This is a genomic window from Chitinophaga sp. 9-1-y (assembly GCF_059511905.2).
The window spans coordinates 7,307,647-7,324,724 of sequence record NZ_CM197955.1; the positions used below are offsets into that span (position 1 = coordinate 7,307,647).

Annotated in this window: 16 protein-coding genes; 6 read left to right on the forward strand and 10 right to left on the reverse strand. The window is 45.5% G+C overall.

Annotation, left to right across the window (positions count from 1 at the left end; translation table 11 throughout):
• Positions 1–14: 14 nt before the first annotated feature.
• Both AC5ZC7_RS29050 and AC5ZC7_RS29055 read left to right on the forward strand, forming a co-directional pair.
• Positions 15–770: a hypothetical protein gene (locus AC5ZC7_RS29050; RefSeq protein WP_496160913.1), complete on the forward strand. Its 756-nt coding sequence runs from the start codon at positions 15–17 to the stop codon at positions 768–770.
• A gap of 1 nt (position 771) precedes the next feature.
• Positions 772–1,455, forward strand: coding sequence for a DUF2306 domain-containing protein (locus AC5ZC7_RS29055; protein ID WP_496160914.1), 684 nt, complete (start codon positions 772–774; stop codon positions 1,453–1,455).
• Between the two features lie 6 nt (positions 1,456–1,461).
• Here AC5ZC7_RS29055 and AC5ZC7_RS29060 read toward each other — a convergent pair whose 3' ends face one another.
• From AC5ZC7_RS29060 to AC5ZC7_RS29080, 5 genes are all read right to left on the reverse strand, one after another.
• Positions 1,462–2,586, reverse strand: a complete 1,125-nt coding sequence (locus AC5ZC7_RS29060; protein WP_496160915.1) for a TPR end-of-group domain-containing protein — start codon at positions 2,584–2,586, stop codon at positions 1,462–1,464.
• Positions 2,587–2,724: 138 nt separating this feature from the next.
• Positions 2,725–3,267, reverse strand: a complete 543-nt coding sequence (locus tag AC5ZC7_RS29065; RefSeq protein ID WP_477077773.1) for an N-acetyltransferase — start codon at positions 3,265–3,267, stop codon at positions 2,725–2,727.
• Positions 3,254–3,619: a DUF7674 family protein gene (locus AC5ZC7_RS29070; protein ID WP_496160916.1), complete on the reverse strand. Its 366-nt coding sequence runs from the start codon at positions 3,617–3,619 to the stop codon at positions 3,254–3,256. Before AC5ZC7_RS29070 ends, AC5ZC7_RS29065 begins: the two co-directional genes overlap by 14 nt.
• 371 nt (positions 3,620–3,990) lie before the next feature.
• On the reverse strand, positions 3,991–5,277 hold the full coding sequence (locus AC5ZC7_RS29075) for a PepSY domain-containing protein (RefSeq protein ID WP_496160917.1): 1,287 nt from the start codon (positions 5,275–5,277) through the stop codon (positions 3,991–3,993).
• A 161-nt stretch (positions 5,278–5,438) separates the two neighbouring features.
• Entirely contained in the window at positions 5,439–5,738 is a 300-nt protein-coding gene (locus AC5ZC7_RS29080; protein ID WP_496160918.1) for a YbaB/EbfC family nucleoid-associated protein, read from the reverse strand.
• A gap of 171 nt (positions 5,739–5,909) precedes the next feature.
• On the opposite strand from AC5ZC7_RS29080, the gene AC5ZC7_RS29085 reads away from it, so the two are divergent.
• From AC5ZC7_RS29085 to AC5ZC7_RS29095, 3 genes are all read left to right on the forward strand, one after another.
• Entirely contained in the window at positions 5,910–7,145 is a 1,236-nt protein-coding gene (locus tag AC5ZC7_RS29085) for a geranylgeranyl reductase family protein (protein WP_496160919.1), read from the forward strand.
• 63 nt (positions 7,146–7,208) lie between these two features.
• Positions 7,209–8,246 (forward strand): DUF2891 family protein, encoded by a 1,038-nt coding sequence (locus AC5ZC7_RS29090; RefSeq protein WP_496160920.1) that lies wholly within the window; start codon positions 7,209–7,211, stop codon positions 8,244–8,246.
• Between the two features lie 72 nt (positions 8,247–8,318).
• A complete protein-coding gene (locus AC5ZC7_RS29095; protein WP_496160921.1) occupies positions 8,319–10,874 on the forward strand; it encodes a DUF3857 domain-containing protein in 2,556 nt (851 codons plus the stop codon).
• Here the strand turns inward: AC5ZC7_RS29095 and AC5ZC7_RS29100 are convergent.
• From AC5ZC7_RS29100 to AC5ZC7_RS29110, 3 genes are all read right to left on the reverse strand, one after another.
• Entirely contained in the window at positions 10,871–12,064 is a 1,194-nt protein-coding gene (locus AC5ZC7_RS29100) for a transporter (RefSeq protein ID WP_496160922.1), read from the reverse strand. The two genes, AC5ZC7_RS29095 and AC5ZC7_RS29100, sit on opposite strands and share 4 nt — an antisense overlap.
• A gap of 9 nt (positions 12,065–12,073) precedes the next feature.
• Positions 12,074–12,724, reverse strand: coding sequence for an ATP-binding cassette domain-containing protein (locus tag AC5ZC7_RS29105; RefSeq protein WP_496160923.1), 651 nt, complete (start codon positions 12,722–12,724; stop codon positions 12,074–12,076).
• 117 nt (positions 12,725–12,841) lie between these two features.
• Positions 12,842–14,644 (reverse strand): hypothetical protein, encoded by a 1,803-nt coding sequence (locus tag AC5ZC7_RS29110; RefSeq protein ID WP_496160924.1) that lies wholly within the window; start codon positions 14,642–14,644, stop codon positions 12,842–12,844.
• Positions 14,645–14,869: 225 nt separating this feature from the next.
• On the opposite strand from AC5ZC7_RS29110, the gene AC5ZC7_RS29115 reads away from it, so the two are divergent.
• The gene (locus AC5ZC7_RS29115) at positions 14,870–15,136 is read left to right on the forward strand and encodes a YciI family protein (RefSeq protein WP_496160925.1); all 267 of its coding nucleotides are present in this window, start codon (positions 14,870–14,872) and stop codon (positions 15,134–15,136) included.
• Between the two features lie 55 nt (positions 15,137–15,191).
• Here the strand turns inward: AC5ZC7_RS29115 and AC5ZC7_RS29120 are convergent, their stop codons facing one another.
• Both AC5ZC7_RS29120 and msrB read right to left on the reverse strand, forming a co-directional pair.
• A complete protein-coding gene (locus AC5ZC7_RS29120) occupies positions 15,192–16,208 on the reverse strand; it encodes a GyrI-like domain-containing protein (protein WP_496160926.1) in 1,017 nt (338 codons plus the stop codon).
• Positions 16,209–16,295: 87 nt separating this feature from the next.
• Complete coding sequence (msrB, locus tag AC5ZC7_RS29125; protein ID WP_496160927.1) at positions 16,296–16,787, reverse strand: peptide-methionine (R)-S-oxide reductase MsrB; 492 nt, start codon at positions 16,785–16,787, stop codon at positions 16,296–16,298.
• Positions 16,788–17,078: the final 291 nt, after the last annotated feature.

Below are 17,078 nucleotides of genomic sequence, written 5' to 3' on the forward strand. Positions count from 1 at the left end.
CAAAAAAACACCCTGTGAAATTATTATCCAGCTCACTGCTGGCTGTACTGCTGTTGATTTTTGCCTGCAAACCCGCAGCTAACAATAACAACACCGAACAGCCTGCCGCCAATGACGACACACTTGCTGTAACTAAGCTGCCAGGCACCTACATGGGCGACTTTGGCAGTGGAAACATTTACATTACCCTGAACTACTCCAACGGGAAACAGGTAGCCGGTTACAATGTACACAAAGGCTTACGCCGCAACCTGCGGGGAGAAGTTAAAAGAGATAATGACAACTGGATCATCACCCTCTCTGAACCAGGTGACCATCCCTTCGATGGAAAGTTTGAGCTCTCTTTCGATCACCAGTTTACCAAAGGAAAGGGCACCTGGACACCATTGAATAATACTACGCTGAAGGCAAAATCATTCAACCTGCAAAAAACAGAGGAAGGCGATTACAGCATGACTGGCAGCACCTTCAACATGACCCTGGTAGAAACCAACAACAACAAAAGTGATTTCGCCTTTGAGTCAGATGGTAGCTGCTTATTACAGTACTACGAAAAAATAAACGACTCCACCTTTGCGGAACAAATGATCAAAATCAAAGGCACTTATCAAAAAGCAACAGACAGCACGGTTACTATTAACTGGGAAAAAAATTCCCTTTTTAAAGAACGTACCAATACTTACAAGCTAAAAGGTGATGTGGACAATGAGGGTAAACCTTATTACTATGGCATCGTTATCGATAGCTTAGAATTTGTGCAGGGATTTTAATATGTCGTTGTTAAAAAAAATTGGATGGACACTAACAGCAGCGGCTATACTCTACGGAGCCTGGCTGATGCTGTTACTCACCATCCCCTATACTGCTTTTGAAAAGTATACCGACTTTCTCATTACCAAACAAAGGGTATATCCCATCCGCCACTGGCGCATTAGCTTTTATCTCCACATTTTTGTAAGTATCTCTGTATTGATCACCGGGTTGCTGCAATTCAGCAAATACCTGCTGGATAAATATCCCCGGCTGCACCGCAACAGCGGAAAAATTTATGCGATAGTAGTCATTTTCCTCAGTGGCCCTTCCGGGTTGGTAATGGGTTTTTATGCCAATGGTGGTATATATGCCAGGATCAGCTTTGTGTTATTATCGGTGCTTTGGATCTTTTTCACAGCAATGGGTTGGAGAACAGCCCTTCAGGCGCGCTGGCCGGAACATATCACCTGGATGCTGCGTAGTTATGCCCTGACTTTATCCGCACTTACCCTCCGGCTGTATGCACTGCTGCTGGGGTTGATGCACATGCCACTTAGGCCGGTAACTGCTTATATCACTATCTCCTGGTTAAGCTGGACTGTTAACTTGCTGCTGGCGGAAGTATTATTGAAGCGGGTATTGATAAAACGGATGGGGATAAAAACTGCGGTATCTCCGGATGGAAACACCGCAGCTATATAAATTTAACTAGCGGTTGAGGGCCAGCTGTTGTGTTTTTGGTGTAAAATGGCCATCATCAGTAATGGCAAAAGTGGTTCTTTTAGTTTCTGTTCTTGACTTTTCCGGATTGTTGACAAAGCCGTTCTCCGAAGGATTTTTCTCATATTCAATATGATACTCTGTTACTTCAAACTCACTGTTACCCGGCATTTTCAGGAGACGATACGGGTCTTCAATAAGCCGCTGGCCTGATACTAACATTTTGTCAATCAGCTTTCCGGTATTATCATAGCTCACCATAAAATAGTAAGCCGGCGCGGGTGATACCTGGTCTTCTGATTCATATACATCATCACTTACGGCGTATATCAGGGTTTTGAAGGCTTCTGCCTTTTTCACCAATCCTACATAATAAAAGTTGCTGCCCACATCTCTTGAAAACTTGGAATCCCGCATTTCTGCTACATACATTTCAAAGTCGTAAGGAATAAAATTTTTGCCCAACTGGTGTACGTAAGCCGTATCAATAGCGAGTGGCATAGGTAGCTGTTTGAACTGGCTGGAAAAGAGATTCCACTCTAATTTTTCTGTATCCCCTGCCCCGCTGAAGGCGGCCATCACTTCTGTCTTAAAATTATAATTCTCTCTGAAATAAGACAGATCCGGATCGCTCATGATATTCTTCATGTTATTATATCCAAATTCAATGGCTGCCAGCAGGCAATAGCGGGCAGAATCTGTTTTTTCGGAAAGAGAATATGCACAGGCTTTGTTATACAGCAGCTTTGATAACGGCTTGTAGTCCAGGACTTCCGCCATATTATATGCCTGAATAGCGTCTGTTGTTTTACGGATATCCAGCAGCGCATTACCCAGCTCATAGTAACTTTTACCCTGTGGCTGCAGTAAAATAGACTTGATAAACTGATCAATACCGCCTTTGGGGTTCTTTTTATTCCGATAGAGATCAATGCCTTTCAGAAATTCTTTTTCTGCCGCATTGTTCTTATTGGATGCATTAGCCGCCACCCATTTTACGGAGTCGACATTGTAAATGTTGGATAATGTAAGCTTCGCAGACTGGTCCGCCTTATTTCCTGTATGGCAGGAGGCTAACAGCGCGCATAAGGCAAACAAAGTGATTAAGCGCATAAGGATAGAATTTGGGCTATAAAGATAGGGAAGAAAAATCGCGTTTCTATCAAAAGGAAAACCGGCAACGCAAAAGCATCGCCGGTGTTGAGGTTATTGGCTGTAATTTTTCACCGTAAAAGTCTTCCCGTTTCCCCGTTATTGTGGGTGGAACAGCATGGCAGTACACAAACAGTTTTTAAAGTTTTTGGCGGTCAGGATCGGATAGTTAACACAGCTTTTGCAGCCTTCCCAGAAGAGTGGGTCGTGTGGTAGCTGATCATATGTTACTGGCTCAAAGCCCAACCTGCTATTTAATTTCATGACGGGTAAACCCGTGGTGATACTGAATATATCGGCAGACGGATACATCATTCGGCTTAACTCGAATATTTTATGTTTGATGGCTGCAGCCACCTTCAATTTACGGAAGGCTGGCGCTACAATCAATCCGCTGTTGGATACAAAATGGCCTTCTTCCCAGGCCTGTATATAGGAAAATCCTGCCCAGATACCATCTGCTGTAAAGGCGATCACCGCTTTTCCTTCCAGGATCTTTTTCCTGATAACGGCCGGATCTCTTTTAGCGATACCTGTACCTCTTGCTTTAGCAGATGCTTCCATCTCTGCAACAATGGGCAGGGCAAAATCTACGTCCATGGCGGTAGCCAGGCGGACGACTATTTCCTCATCTGTTTCCATTTCCTGTAAGTTGATGTTGTATGTAAAGTGGATAAATTGCGTCGGGAATAAGGCCATACAAACGAATTCTGCTGATGGCATCTGTCAGCGGAACGCTGCAGAGTACCGGTAGAAAAACCCGGGTAATCGCTTCTTTTACCACGGCATTGCCCCGTTCATATAATTTACCCGCCAGTTGCAAACAGGTGGCAGCCACCTGGAAGTTTTGCTCCCTTAACTGCCTGTCAGTGTACTCACTGAAGCAACTAACGGTATCGTATATATGAAATGTAGCGGGGAACTGGTGCAGTGCCTTTCTCAATGCCGGTATTGCGTCTTCAATGCAGGCCGGTACTTCATATTGATTAATCATAGTTCTTTGTTTTTACACTTTGTGTAATAATTCTGCAAGAATAGAAATCGTGATAACGCCGATAGCTATAAAATACATCGCTCTATGATTCGGTACCGGCGGCTTTGGATATGCTCGCATTGTGTTTCATTTCTTAGTATATGCCAAATGCTATTCCATATTGTAAACATGGAATGTTAAAACTTAGTACCCGCAAGGCTTTGCAAAGAAAATGTTAAAGGCGGCAAGGAGGAACAACCTGAAAAAGCCTTCCGTTTTTGCAGGGTGTTTTTAAAAACGGTACACCCATTTTGCCGAAATGGAAAAGAGTAAATAAGAAGAGGTGACTTCCGGCCGGAAATCACCTCTTCTTTGGGGGAACAAAAATCAGTTTATGCCGCCTGCGGTGTCAGGCTTTCCTGGGTGGTCTTAGCGGGTTTGGCTTTCTTCTTCTTCCGGGTTCTGTTGATCCACATAATGGTACCGGTGGTAGGGAAAATAGCTCCCAGTAAGGCCAGGCAGAGGGCAAATATTTTAGACGGGGTACCAAAGATGGCCCCGGTATGTAACGGTTTAATAGTACCACGGATCTTTTGTCCGAGGTTTCTTTGCGCAAAAGTTTGCGACTGCAATACCTTTCCGCTAAACTGATCCAGGTAATAGGTAGTGGTGGCTGCTTCCTGGAAAGCGTCTGCTGGCAGCAGGCTTACCATAAAGGAAGCTGCGCTGTCTTTCGGGGCAGCCAGCGAATAAAATATGGCGTCCGGTACCTGTTGTTTTACCGTTGCCAATGCCGCTTCATAAGAAATATGTTGACTTGCTGGTGCTGCTACCGGCACAGATACTGGTGCTGCCATCGCTTTGGGAGAGGTACCTAATGCTGCATAAAAGCCATTGCTGAACCATTCATACGACCAGGTTAAGCCTGTAAACGCAGATACAAAAAGGAAAATAGACGCATAGAACCCCAACACCACATGCAAATCATGTGTCAGGCGTTTCCAACCTCCGTCCCATTTTACTTTGATACGTTGCTTTAAAATATTCCTTGTTTTAGGCCACCAGAGGATGATACCGGTGATCAGGATAAACAAAAATATCAAGGTACTGGCGCCGGTTATTGCTTTGCCGGTAGGACCAGCCAGCAGCCAGCGATGCAGGGAAAATACCTGGTAATAAAATGTTTTGGAATAGCTGTATAACTCTACCACCTTACCGGTGTAGGGGTTTACAAAAGCCGTACGGCCAGCAGCTTTCTCTTTTTTAGGTGCAGCTCCCTCTTTTTTATCTTTCTGATCGCCCATGGAAGCTACTTTCCCCTCTTCCTTCATAGCACCTTCTTTTCCAATCGCCTTCCTCTCTCCTTTTGCCTCGTTCTTACCTTCTTTTTTTCCGCCTTTCTTTCCTTCTTCCAACTGTACCTGTAAGGTCCGCGCAGGATCTGCGAAAAGCTGTATGCGGGAAATCCGGGCGCCGGGCACCTGTTGCTGCACCATTTCGGCTACTTTGTCCAGTGGCAGCCGTTCACCGGCTGGCTGTACATAGTAACGATCGTGGTTGAACATTTCTGTCAACTCCTTTTCAAAAACCAGTAATGCACCAGTCAGGCAACTGATGGTGATTACCAGGCCGGCAGCGAGGCCCAGGTATAAATGAATGCGTCTAAAAAAAACTTTCATATCCAAATTGGTCGTGGTGCAAAGAAACTACGCGCGCGGGGTATTGGTAACTCGAAACCGGAAAATGATTTATCTAATGCGGAATTTCTATAGAATCCGCTTGGTACAGGGCATAAAAAAGCGCCCCGCTTCCTGTGGGGGCGCTTTTTCGGTCAAATATATTACATCAAACCTCCCAGCATACCGCCGGCAGCGTTCTTCATTTCTGCTTCCCAGGAGTTTTCTGCATCTTTCAGGGCACGATTTAATGCCGTCAGCAGCAGGTCTTCCATTTCTTCTTTGTTCTCTGGCGCAAACAGGCGTTCAGCAATATCAATGCTTTTCACCTGGCGGTTACCGTCTACAGTTACTTTTACGGCACCATCCCCGGCTTCTGCGGATAACGTTACTGAGGCCAGGCGCTCTTTTCCTTCCGCCATTTTTTGCTTGATCTGCGTCAGCTTTCCAAGTATATCAAACATGTTTCGTGTGTTTTGTAAGAACAGCAAAGATAATATTTTCCGCCTTCGGCAGAAGAAATTGTCTGGTAACCAACTCCTTCTCAAATATTACTACTATTCAACATACAAAACAGGGCAAGCAACAATTACGTATCTTACCGACAGGTAACCATATAATATTATTATAACCTGATGAAGACAAAAGTTTGTATTATAGGAGCAGGCCCCGGCGGTGCCACCGCAGCCCTCCAACTGGCCCAGCTTGGCATTGAGTGCATAGTAGTAGATAAAGCAGTATTTCCCAGGGACAAAGTTTGTGGAGATGGACTAAGTGGTAAAGTATTGACATTACTCGAACGCATCGATAAAGGTATTGGACAACGCTTACAGCAAGCCATGTTTAAAATGGATAGCTGGGGTGTTACCTTTGTGGCACCGAATCGCATTGGTATGGATATCCCCTACCGGCCGGATTATCAGCAAGATATGAGCAATCCCCGCGGGTTTGTGTGCAAACGTATTGACTTCGATAATTTCCTGGTGGATGAGATGAAACGCCGCTCCGAAATTCGTTTATTCGAAGGCGTGAGCATCGATAAATATGAACTCCAACCAGATGGCTACCTACTTTCCAGCAAAGACGGTACTTTCCAGGTAAAAGCGGATATCGTTATTGTGGCTAACGGCGCCCACTCCGGCTTTACCAAAGATGTGGCAGGCATTAAAATGGAGCCGGAGCATTATGTAGCTGGCATCCGCGCCTACTACAAAGGCATATCCGGGTTACATACCGATGCCTTCATTGAGCTGCACTTCCTGAAAAATATGCTCCCCGGATACCTGTGGATATTCCCTCTGCCCAACGGCGAAGCCAATGTGGGCGTAGGAATGCTCAGCAACTCCGCCCGTAATAACAAAGTGAACCTGAAACAGCTGATGTTGGACACCCTGGCCACCGACCCTGTGATGAAAGAACGCTTTGCCAATGCAGAGCTGGTAGGCAGCATTGACGGTTATGGTCTTCCACTGGGTAGTAAAAAAAGAAAACTACACGGCGACCGCTACATGCTGGTAGGTGATGCCGGCTACCTGATAGATCCTTTTACGGGAGAAGGGATCGGCAACGCACTCTATTCCGGTAGAATTGCCGCCCAACAAGCTGCTGCCGCTATTGCCGCCAACGATTATTCAGACAAGTTCTTCGACGCCTACGATGAAAACCTATACCGCATCCTGGGTCCGGAGCTTCAGGTCAGCACCAAACTGCAGAAACTCATCAAATATCCCTGGCTGTTTAACATGCTGATGAAGATGGGTTCCCGCAACAAGCAGTTAAAAGACCTGATGTCATGTATGTTCCATGAAGTAGATTTGCGCAAGAAACTGGGCAAACCTATGTTCTACGTAAAATTGTTATTTAACAGATAAAAGCATTTTCCCGAAGTGAAATTCCTTAGCCAATTATCCATCATCGTATTCACCTCATTGACTATGAGCGCACAAATACAGCCGGCAGCTACCCGCCTTACTCCTGAAATCGCCAACAAACTGGCGGACCTGCCCCTGAAATGCCTGGACCTGGAATTTCCTTACAAAACGGGCATTGTGTTTACCGATAGCTCGCTACTCACTGCTCCTAAAAATTATCACCCGGCTTTTTATGGCTGCTTCGACTGGCATAGCAGTGTACACGGTCACTGGATGCTGGTACGCCTGTTAAAGTCATACCCGGATCTGGCCAAAGCCAGTACCATCAGAAGTAAACTGGCCGCGCATCTATCTGCCGAAAACATAAGAATTGAACAACAACTGTTCAGCACCGCTGATAACAAAAGCTTTGAGCGCATCTACGGCTGGAGCTGGCTGCTGCAACTACAAAATGAGCTCCTCACCTGGAACGACCCACTGGGCAAGGAACTGAGCAGAAACCTGCAACCATTGGCTACACAGTTTTCTACGGCCTATGTCCAGTTCCTGGATAAAATCATGTATCCGATCCGGGTAGGTGAACATACCAACCTCGCATTCGGCTTATGCCTGGCCTGGGATTACGCCATCACGGCCAAAGATGCAGCGCTTCAAAAAGCGATACATGATGCGGCGATGCGCTTCTATGCAGCAGATAAAAATGCACCGGTTGCCTGGGAGCCCGGCGGATACGATTTCCTGTCGCCCAGCCTGGAAGAAGCGGACCTGATGCGTCGCGTAATGCCTCAACCCGACTACCGCAAATGGTTATACGCATTTTTACCCGGCCTGTTCGAAAACAAGATAAATATCCTGCCGATTGCACAGGTAAAAGATCGTACCGACGGTAAACTGGTGCACCTCGATGGACTCAACCTTAGCCGTACCTGGTGTTTGGAAGCCATCGCAGCACATGGCGGCAAAAATGAAGCCGCCATCCGTCAACTGGCACATCAACACATGGAAGCCGGTCTGCAACAAGTTTTCAGCGGCAACTACGCCGGTGAACACTGGCTCGCCTCCTTTGCTGTTTATATGCTAACTGTCGGAAAACAACCGTAATTTTCCTACTGAAATTTCTTATCCCTGTTAAAGCTATAGTTCTGTCCGAAAGGAATATCAACCAACGCGATTATGCGCCCTAATACTGCCCTCGCCTTGAAATCAATATTGTCAATATTATTGATAGTATCGTTCTTCATCGCCACTGCCCAGAAAGTAAACACCAGCCCCACGCCGGCATGGCTGGTACCCTATTCCCCGGACCTGACGAAAAAGCCCAATGCTAAAAATATCAGCGATGGCTACTATTTGCTGCTGCTGGAAGAACAAAGACAGGTAGAGCTGAAAAGCAATTATCAACACTTCATCCGTCAAATCATTTCAGAAGCCGGCATTCAAAACGGCTCTGAGATTTCGGTTGACTATGACCCCCAATACGAAAAACTCTCTTTCCATAAAATAGTGATCCATCGTGATGGCAAGGAAATTAACCGTCTGCCCAACGCGGCTTTCAAACTGTTACAGAAAGAACAAGACCTGTCCCGCTTTATTTATAGCGGTACTTATACGGCCTATCTCATTTTAGAAGATGTGAGAAAAGGCGATCAGATTGAATACGCCTATTCCGTTACCGGCGACAACCCCATCTTTGACGGAAAGCTCGATAGCCGCATTTATTTTGTTGCTTATGAACCCATCGTTAACTACTATAAAAACCTGATCGTAAGTCCCCAAAGGCCCATCCGGTTTAAGCTATACAATAATGCCAGTACGCCTGTTCAAAAAAGCTGGAATGGTTTCAATATATATGAGTGGAATCATGTGGACGTGCGGGAAGCGGAAAACGCCAACTACGTTCCTTCCTGGTACAATCCATTTACCCGCGTACAGGTAAGCCAATACAACTCCTGGAAAGAAGTAGCCGACTGGGCCAGGAAAATTAATACCATGCCCGCTCCCGGCACCGCTTTAACCAATAAAATTGCCGCGCTCAAAAAAGCCGCCAACGGCAATAAAAGCACCTACCTCCTGCAAACCTTACGGTTTGTACAAGACGATATCCGCTATATGGGCATTGAAATGGGAGAATATTCACACCGCCCCAATGTACCTGACCGTGTGCTAATGCAGCGTTTCGGCGATTGCAAAGACAAAGCGCTTTTACTTTGCACCATGCTCCGCGCCAACGGCATCACCGCTAACATGGCCTATGTAAATACTGACAATAAAGGCACCGTAAGCGACGCCCTGCCCTCTCCCAGTGCCTTTAACCATGCTATTGCACAGGTAATCCTGGATGGCAAAACTTATTGGCTGGACGGCACTATGACCTATCAGCGCGGCACCCTGGCCGACTTCTGTGAACCGGATTATCAACAGGCACTGGTGATCACAGATACTACTACCCAACTCACCCCCATCAAGCCCACTACCCGTGGCAGCATTGTGGTGCGCGAAACTTTTACCCTGCCCGACAATGACAATAAAGATGGCCACCTGGAAGTAATGACCGCCTACCACCGGGACGCAGCAGATGCTCAACGTGCAGACCTGGCAGGTACCAGCATGAAGGATAAAGAAAAATCCTATCTCAACTATTATAGAAAACTATATGGAGATGTAGCTATCAAGGATTCTATCAATACCCAGGACTCCGGCAATGTGGTCCATATCCGGGAAAACTACCTGATTCACGACCTCTGGAAACAAGACAGTGCTACCAGCAAACTGCTGTTTTCCGCCACTGCACAATCGTTTTACGATGTGCTGTCTTTTATATCCGACGAAAAACGAAAGGTGCCGGTAACCCTGCGCTACCCTTACGACCTGGACTACCAGCTCATCTTGCATACGCCCATTGAGTGGTCGCTGGATCAAACGCCTGTGCATATTCAAAACGACTATTACGCCTTCGACTATACTGCCTCCAAACGCGGCAACGTAGTGACCCTGGGCTATCGCTTCAAAACTTTCAGTGATCATGTACCAGTAAAATTCATCCCACAGTACGTGAAAGACCTGAAAAGAATGAGTGAAGTTACTACACTGGATTTAACGTGGAAACCCGATCTGACGCCTATTGCCGGACCACACGGTACACGTGGCAACTGGCTGGCTATCGTATTGGCAGTATTATTTGCCGGGGTATTTGCTTACCTGGGAACTGTTTATTATAAACACTCTGTAACACCATCCGTGGAAGCGCCTTCGGGCATCCCTATTGGCGGTGGGTTAGCGATACTGGCCATAGGCTTAATATTCAGCCCTATGGGAGAATTGGCCAACGTGTGCAAAATGGCGGTATTCGACTATTCTTTCTGGACAGAAACTTCCGCCAGGAAGGATCTGGGCAATATCACACTGGTGCAGCTTTTCCTGGTTATGGAAATGGTGATCAATGTATTCCTGCTCAGCTACAGCGTATTACTGGCAGTTTTATTCTTTAACCGGCGGGATACCTTTCCTTTTGCCCTCGCTACGTACTACTTTATTTCAGCGGTATTTATTTATACAGATAATACCCTCAGCAGATACTACTTCCACACCAATGAACAAGAAAGTTTACTCCGACTGAATTCAATCCTGTGGCCGCTGTTGCGTATGGCCATCTGGGTGCCTTACCTGCTTACCTCAGAGCGGGCAAAAACAACCTTTGTAGTTCCGTACCAGGAGAAACGGGAATCCTAAATATCGTTTACGTATTTGCGTACAGTGAGCAGGTTAACGATGTATACCAATGCCAGCACCAGTAAAGTGCCTGCAAATACGGGTATGCCCGGCCAGGCGCTTACCTCCATCTGATGCGAGGCTAAAGTGCCGGACGCCCAATACTGTAATGCCGTTACTATCATCAATGATACAATACCTATAATAATATAGATGGGAACAAATTGCTTCATCAGGTAACGTTGCAACTGTTTCGGCGCTGTGCCTAATATTACCAGCAACTGGATTTCCCGCTTACAGGAAGCAATGACCAGCTGTATAAACATGCTGAACACCAACAAGGCAAAGAACAACAATATCAATCCAAAAAATCCTACTACAGATACAATGGTTTGTACAATCAACCTGGTTTTACTGAACTTCAGTTTATCCTGGTTGGTGGTATAACCATTATCTTCCAGGAACTTTACCAGCGCCGGATTAGAAGGGTCCGGCGTTTTAATGATCACCCTGGAAGTCCCCACCACGGTGCCGGTTCCATATTTTTCATTGGCCCAGGCCATGAACGAAGCAGGGACCAGGAAGGAAGAAATACGATCGGAAAAGCCCACCACATGGCCCATATACGGATCTGCTACCAGGTTGTTGGAAATGCTTACCTGCAAAGGCAGCGCTTTCACTGTTTCCTGTGAAATCTGTGGCAGATCCTGGCTTAGTGAGAATCCGAAGTTATAGAGATTAAGAAAGTCGTTTGGCAAAATAATGGGAATGGTACGATCCCCCACGTTCCATTTCCAGTCTTCATTTTTCACATCCAAAAAGCTATCCGGCACGGCCTCAAAGAACATATCTGTTGCAAAATGCAGATCGCCGGGCGCTTGTATGACTACTTTATACTGGCTGGAGGTAACTAACCCAAAGGCCTGTACGAAAGGTTGTTGCTTAATAGTGGCAATTTCTTCCGGGGTAAAAATACTTTTGGAGGAGTGCCCCATCATGCCATTGGTGATGGTTTTATTGATTACCAGGAAGTCGGCTGTTTCATTTTGATTTTTGGAGCTATAGAGCAACTGGCTAAAGTTAGTATGTGCCTGAATGGCTATGAGGATCAACAACATAGCAATACCGAGTCCAACGGCAGCCATGAAGAAACGGCTTTTGCCGACTCCGGTTTGAATGATTTTCTTCAGTAAGTCAAAAAATGGACGCATGAAACAACTTTAAAGGTGGTAATGCACATCATAGGTGAAGTGCTGGTCATTATCCAGGTCTGTTAAAATAAATCCGGCATTGCGGGCTTTGCATTCTTCTGCAATCAGGGTGGCAGCACGCTGGGTGTTTTCTTCATCCAGGTGGCTGAAGGGTTCATCCATAAAAAGCCATTGAAAAGGCTGTGCCAGCGCCCTGATAATAGCGATGCGTTGCCGCTCGCCATAAGAAAGGGTGCTACCACTCTGCTCCAGTATATGCGATACCTGGAGTTTGGCTGCCATTTCATTTATCTTTTCAACCGGGTAATATGGTTTGGACTGCATCACATTTTTCAGGGAAATGTTTTCGCGGGCAGTGAGTTGTTCAAACAGGCGCAGGTCCTGGAATACAACGCTTACTTCCTGCTGCCGCATGAGTGCCAGTTCATTTTTACTATAGTTCTGCCAGGGTTTTCCATCGATCTGTATTTTCCCCGTATAGTCGTACCGGATATGATACAGGTAGTGGATCAGGGTTGTTTTACCGGTGCCTGACGGCGCTTTTATTTTCACCCAACTGCCTGGCTTAAAAGTTACATCCTGGTTCCAGATGTCTGATGACCGTTGCCGGAGCTTGTCCTGCAAAGGAACAGGCATCAGGTGATTGAGCTGAATCTGCATAGTGGCATTTCCTTTTAAACGAAAGCGAATATATTGATAAATTTCACGCAGGGGTGTAAAGAAAACAAGGGCGCAGAGGAAATACCCTGCGCCCTTGCCAGTTTTATTGATAACGGATTAGTTAGCTGGTGCAGCAACAGCAGTATCTACTGGTGCAGCAAAGAGGCTGTCTTCATAAGCCTTTTCCTTTGCTTTCTTTGCCTGCATTACTTTAACGGTTTCAGTACCGAGGTTTACCAGTTGTACCAGGCTGTTCTGATCTTTATTTTTAAAGTTCAGTACCGCTTCTGCATGTTGTACATCGCCACCTTCGTTTTTGCTTACTACGGTAAAGTCTTTGAACAGATCTTTTACTTTTTTCAGCACATCTTTTTCTTCTGCGCCATCCACTTTATCTTCCGGCACTACAGCAATGATTTTTTCCAGGTTAGCGTAGCCACCCAGCATGCTGCCTTTTATTTTGCCTTCGATGCCTTCTGGTAATTTGGCACTACCTTTTCCGGCCAGGTATTGCTGCAGCAGCACGCTGTCGGAACCGAGGGTAACAAATTTCTCGGTGATAGACATGGCTGGCATAGTAGCAGCAGTGAATGGGTTTACAGGTACATAATGATCTCCTTCACGAACGAATACATCTTTCGCCAGTGGAGAGGTCATTACTTTGTTGAACGCATCCTTATTACCTACTTTCAGGTTAAATATCCATTTAGAAGATGGGGTATCATAGAATTCACCGGGAGCATAAGGCATTTCCTTCTTCGTTATAGCAAAATCGGAGGCCACATATACCAGCTGACCATCAAACGCATTCAGGATATCGTCCATGCTTAAACCGGATTTGCCGGAGATCGCCATGTTTACAACGCCATCCAGGCCAGTAGCCTTGATAACTTCGCCGATCATATGAAAATCGAACGCATAAGAAACGAAGCCAGTGATATTCTCTGAAGGATATTTCTTCAACATATCAAGGTCGATTTCTTTTTTGCCGTATTTTTTATAGATCGCTGCAATTTCTTTACCCATGTAGGTATTGCTGTTGAAGAGCATTTTACCGTTCTGGAAGTCAACAGTACCGGTATAGTAGGTACCTTCCATGAGTTTCTTCACATTGGCAGGGATCATGGTAAATTGACCGCTGTTGTAAATAGCTTCCGGATTTACGAAAATGCCGGCGTCTGCATTTTCTTTCAGCAATTTGGCGAATGGCTCAATAGAACCGGCAGACTCTTCTTTTTTCAGGTGGAAGAGGTGGTCTACCTCTGCTACCCATGTTTTCATATCAGCATCATCTTCCGTGGCTCTGAGCGCAACTGGAGTAGCAGTGGCAGCATCAACGGCTGTAGCCGCGCTGTCTATTATTTCTTCATCGCCATTGTTGCCGCCCTGGTTACCGGGAACATAACGCTCCAGGTTGTTAGGGTCAACCGCGTTTACGTAAATCACGGTTGATTTGGTCCAGCCCACTACGGCATGTTGCTTGGCAATCCAGATGTATTTAAAGTCATTTTGTGTTTTCAGGGAGAAGTTTTCTACCGTTTTTTTCAGGTAGGCCTCAAATTTGTCGGCATCTTTCAGGCTGGCGGTACCAGATACATATGACTTATGTTCAGCAGGCTGACCCTGGAAAACATAGGAAGCAAAGAAATGGCTTTGCAGGTCAATACCGGAATTTTCGGCATCTTTCCAGGCTTTCATCATCTCATTGGCAGTGTCTTTGCTCTGAGTGGCCTCAAACAGTTTGTCTACAGTAATGCCGTTGGTCACCAGTTTACTGGTCAATTGTTTTGCATTCAGGTCAATGATCAAACCGGCTGTTTTCGGAATATAGCGGCTCTCATCTGGGGTTTTAGAGCACGAAGACAGAATAACCGCTGCGGAAACAGCTGTTAACAACACTTTGGAAATTGTTCTTTTCATAAAAGATTAAAAATTAAAAAAATGATTCGGAGCTACTCAAGATCTAACAATACATTCCCACTATCGTGGTATTTCATTCGTGCAAAAGTACGTATATTTTTGTAGCACATATGTCCTATTTTCCCGGACGGCATACAATATTTCAACACTGATTAAGTTTATACCTTTGCTACTAACTATGAAACTATTACTAACAACCATAGAAAAACCATTATGTTCCTGATCATGTTACAATACATACGGCCTGTGGCGGCTGTAGAGCACTTCATGGAGGCGCATACGGCCTTCCTGCAAAAGCATTACGAAAGTGGGCGATTTATTTTATCTGGGAGAAGGAAACCCAGATCTGGCGCCGTTATCCTCTGTAATGCTTCCAGCCGAAAGGAAGTAGAAGAGATTATGAGCGAAGATCCACTGGAGAGATACCAGCTGGCCCTTTACGAGATCATAGAATTTGAGCCAACACTGTATGCCAACACGCAGGAGAAATAGTCTTCCCGCCTTGTAATGCTTTGCCAACTGCTTACACTTCTTTATTTCCGGATAATTACTTCATAAAGTAGATGACTTTCGTGAGCCATTTGCTACTGTCCTTTTCTTTGCCCGGATCTGTTACATACATCTCTATTGTGGGCGGGATTATTTGTCTACCCTTATCTGCAATGAATTTTTGAATAGCCACATGTGCGTTGGCTACATTACTATAAGGCCCGTAGTAGTCGGCATAAGCCGCCTGTGCTGCTGGTAGCTTAATAATTTCATAGCCTCCGGCTGCTTTGCTGCCTTCCGGTACAGGGATCGCTGCGGCCATATCTGTTTGCTGTTGTTTTCTATCCCAGCTAAAGAAGATGCCGCAGGGTACCCCTGGCTGCAATTTAGCCACGGTGGCTGCCTGATAGAGAATGGGCAGGTTCTTGCGATAATAGTCGGTAATCCTGCTCATCGGGATTGTTTTTCGTACAGCCGCATACGTGGTTGCGGGAAAGTTCATTTCCCGAACAGTAACGTCAATGCCATTAGGCGTGCCGGGGCCTTTGACTTCTGCTTCCGCCATACTTTTCAGATTGCGGAGGCCCAGGTCAAAATCCTTTTCCAGTGCGCCTTTCATGAACAGCGTCATTACATTTTGTGGACGTTTGTAGCGGGTGTCAAATCCCCAGGTTACTTTTGTTTTGCCGGCAGCTTCTGATAACTTGAAGTACACATCCGACTCAGAGGGAAAAGGGGTAATAAATGTAAGCTTCTGGGTTACAGACTTGTAGGTGTCCATTGATAGATGCTGGAGCTTCCCCTCCCCGATTTTACTTCCTTTCCAGGAATCTGTAGCGCCAATTGTACCGTCTTCGCCTGTAATCGTGTAGCGGGCGGTGGAATCCATTTGTTTCCAGTTATTCCACTCATTGAATTTCCCGAATTTGATAATATCATTCCATACAATAGCAGCTGGTGCATTAATCTCTACAGTGCGCTCTACATGCATGGTTGTAGGTGCAAAGAAGATTAAAGCGATGACTATAAACAGAATGATTCCTAAGATCCAGGCGATTGTTTTAAGTACTTTCATGACTGTCGGGGGTTGATGATAATAAAAATACGTCTTTTTATTGTTCAACCGACACATCACGTTGGCAATCAGGCAGAAGAATGTTGGCTACTCGTACGCTTTATCGTTGGCTTTGTCCTGTTGGTATTGCTCGTTTGCTTCCTGTGCTTTCTCAAAGTCCAGGATGATCGAGTTAATACAATAACGAAGGCCTGTGGGCGGAGGCCCATCATCGAAAACATGTCCCAGGTGCGATTTGCAGCGGCCACACAGTACCTCTGTCCGGTGCATGCCATGCGTATTGTCAGGCGCATAGATTACACTGGTTTTGGTGAGTGGCTGAAAAAAGCTGGGCCATCCGCAACTACTCTCAAATTTGGCATCAGACACAAATAAAGGATTTCCGCAAGCAGCGCAATAATACGTACCAATTTCCTTACTGTTCCAATACTTTCCGGTGAACGCCCATTCTGTTCCTTTTTCCCTGGCAATGTTAAAAACCTCCTTTGGTAGTACTTCCTTCCATTCTTCGTCTGTAAGATTTACTTTACTGGCATCTGTTCGGGAGTAAATTCCTCCCTTCTTTTTTCCTTCTTCCATTGATTTTTATTTTTCGCCTTTAACGGGCAAGTACGGTTGGGTTACCATGATAGAGATAGTCAAAATTATTCGATTCCATAGGTATATATGTAAAGTTTTGATTCGTTAACTTCTCATTAACACTATCATTGTGAATTTGTCAGTCTGTTGTTACCCTAAAATTATCTCTACTAAAATTACGTATGAACATGCATAATGGATTGTTATTTCCTGCAAATCAAACGGGTATTTCACAAAACAGTGGGTTTTTTGTTTAAAACTGTCTGATAATCACCGATGAGCAACTGCATA

Coding starts and splice junctions, on each gene's coding strand:
- AC5ZC7_RS29105 (WP_496160923.1), bottom strand. CDS start 12,724: ATGCAGATTCAGCTCAATCACCTGATGCCTGTTCCTTTGCAGGACAAG.
- AC5ZC7_RS29100 (WP_496160922.1), bottom strand. CDS start 12,064: ATGCGTCCATTTTTTGACTTACTGAAGAAAATCATTCAAACCGGAGTC.
- AC5ZC7_RS29085 (WP_496160919.1), top strand. CDS start 5,910: ATGAAGACAAAAGTTTGTATTATAGGAGCAGGCCCCGGCGGTGCCACC.
- AC5ZC7_RS29120 (WP_496160926.1), bottom strand. CDS start 16,208: ATGAAAGTACTTAAAACAATCGCCTGGATCTTAGGAATCATTCTGTTT.
- AC5ZC7_RS29115 (WP_496160925.1), top strand. CDS start 14,870: ATGTTACAATACATACGGCCTGTGGCGGCTGTAGAGCACTTCATGGAG.
- AC5ZC7_RS29055 (WP_496160914.1), top strand. CDS start 772: ATGTCGTTGTTAAAAAAAATTGGATGGACACTAACAGCAGCGGCTATA.
- AC5ZC7_RS29095 (WP_496160921.1), top strand. CDS start 8,319: ATGCGCCCTAATACTGCCCTCGCCTTGAAATCAATATTGTCAATATTA.
- AC5ZC7_RS29080 (WP_496160918.1), bottom strand. CDS start 5,738: ATGTTTGATATACTTGGAAAGCTGACGCAGATCAAGCAAAAAATGGCG.
- AC5ZC7_RS29075 (WP_496160917.1), bottom strand. CDS start 5,277: ATGAAAGTTTTTTTTAGACGCATTCATTTATACCTGGGCCTCGCTGCC.
- msrB (WP_496160927.1), bottom strand. CDS start 16,787: ATGGAAGAAGGAAAAAAGAAGGGAGGAATTTACTCCCGAACAGATGCC.
- AC5ZC7_RS29070 (WP_496160916.1), bottom strand. CDS start 3,619: ATGATTAATCAATATGAAGTACCGGCCTGCATTGAAGACGCAATACCG.
- AC5ZC7_RS29065 (WP_477077773.1), bottom strand. CDS start 3,267: ATGGAAACAGATGAGGAAATAGTCGTCCGCCTGGCTACCGCCATGGAC.
- AC5ZC7_RS29090 (WP_496160920.1), top strand. CDS start 7,209: ATGAGCGCACAAATACAGCCGGCAGCTACCCGCCTTACTCCTGAAATC.
- AC5ZC7_RS29110 (WP_496160924.1), bottom strand. CDS start 14,644: ATGAAAAGAACAATTTCCAAAGTGTTGTTAACAGCTGTTTCCGCAGCG.
- AC5ZC7_RS29060 (WP_496160915.1), bottom strand. CDS start 2,586: ATGCGCTTAATCACTTTGTTTGCCTTATGCGCGCTGTTAGCCTCCTGC.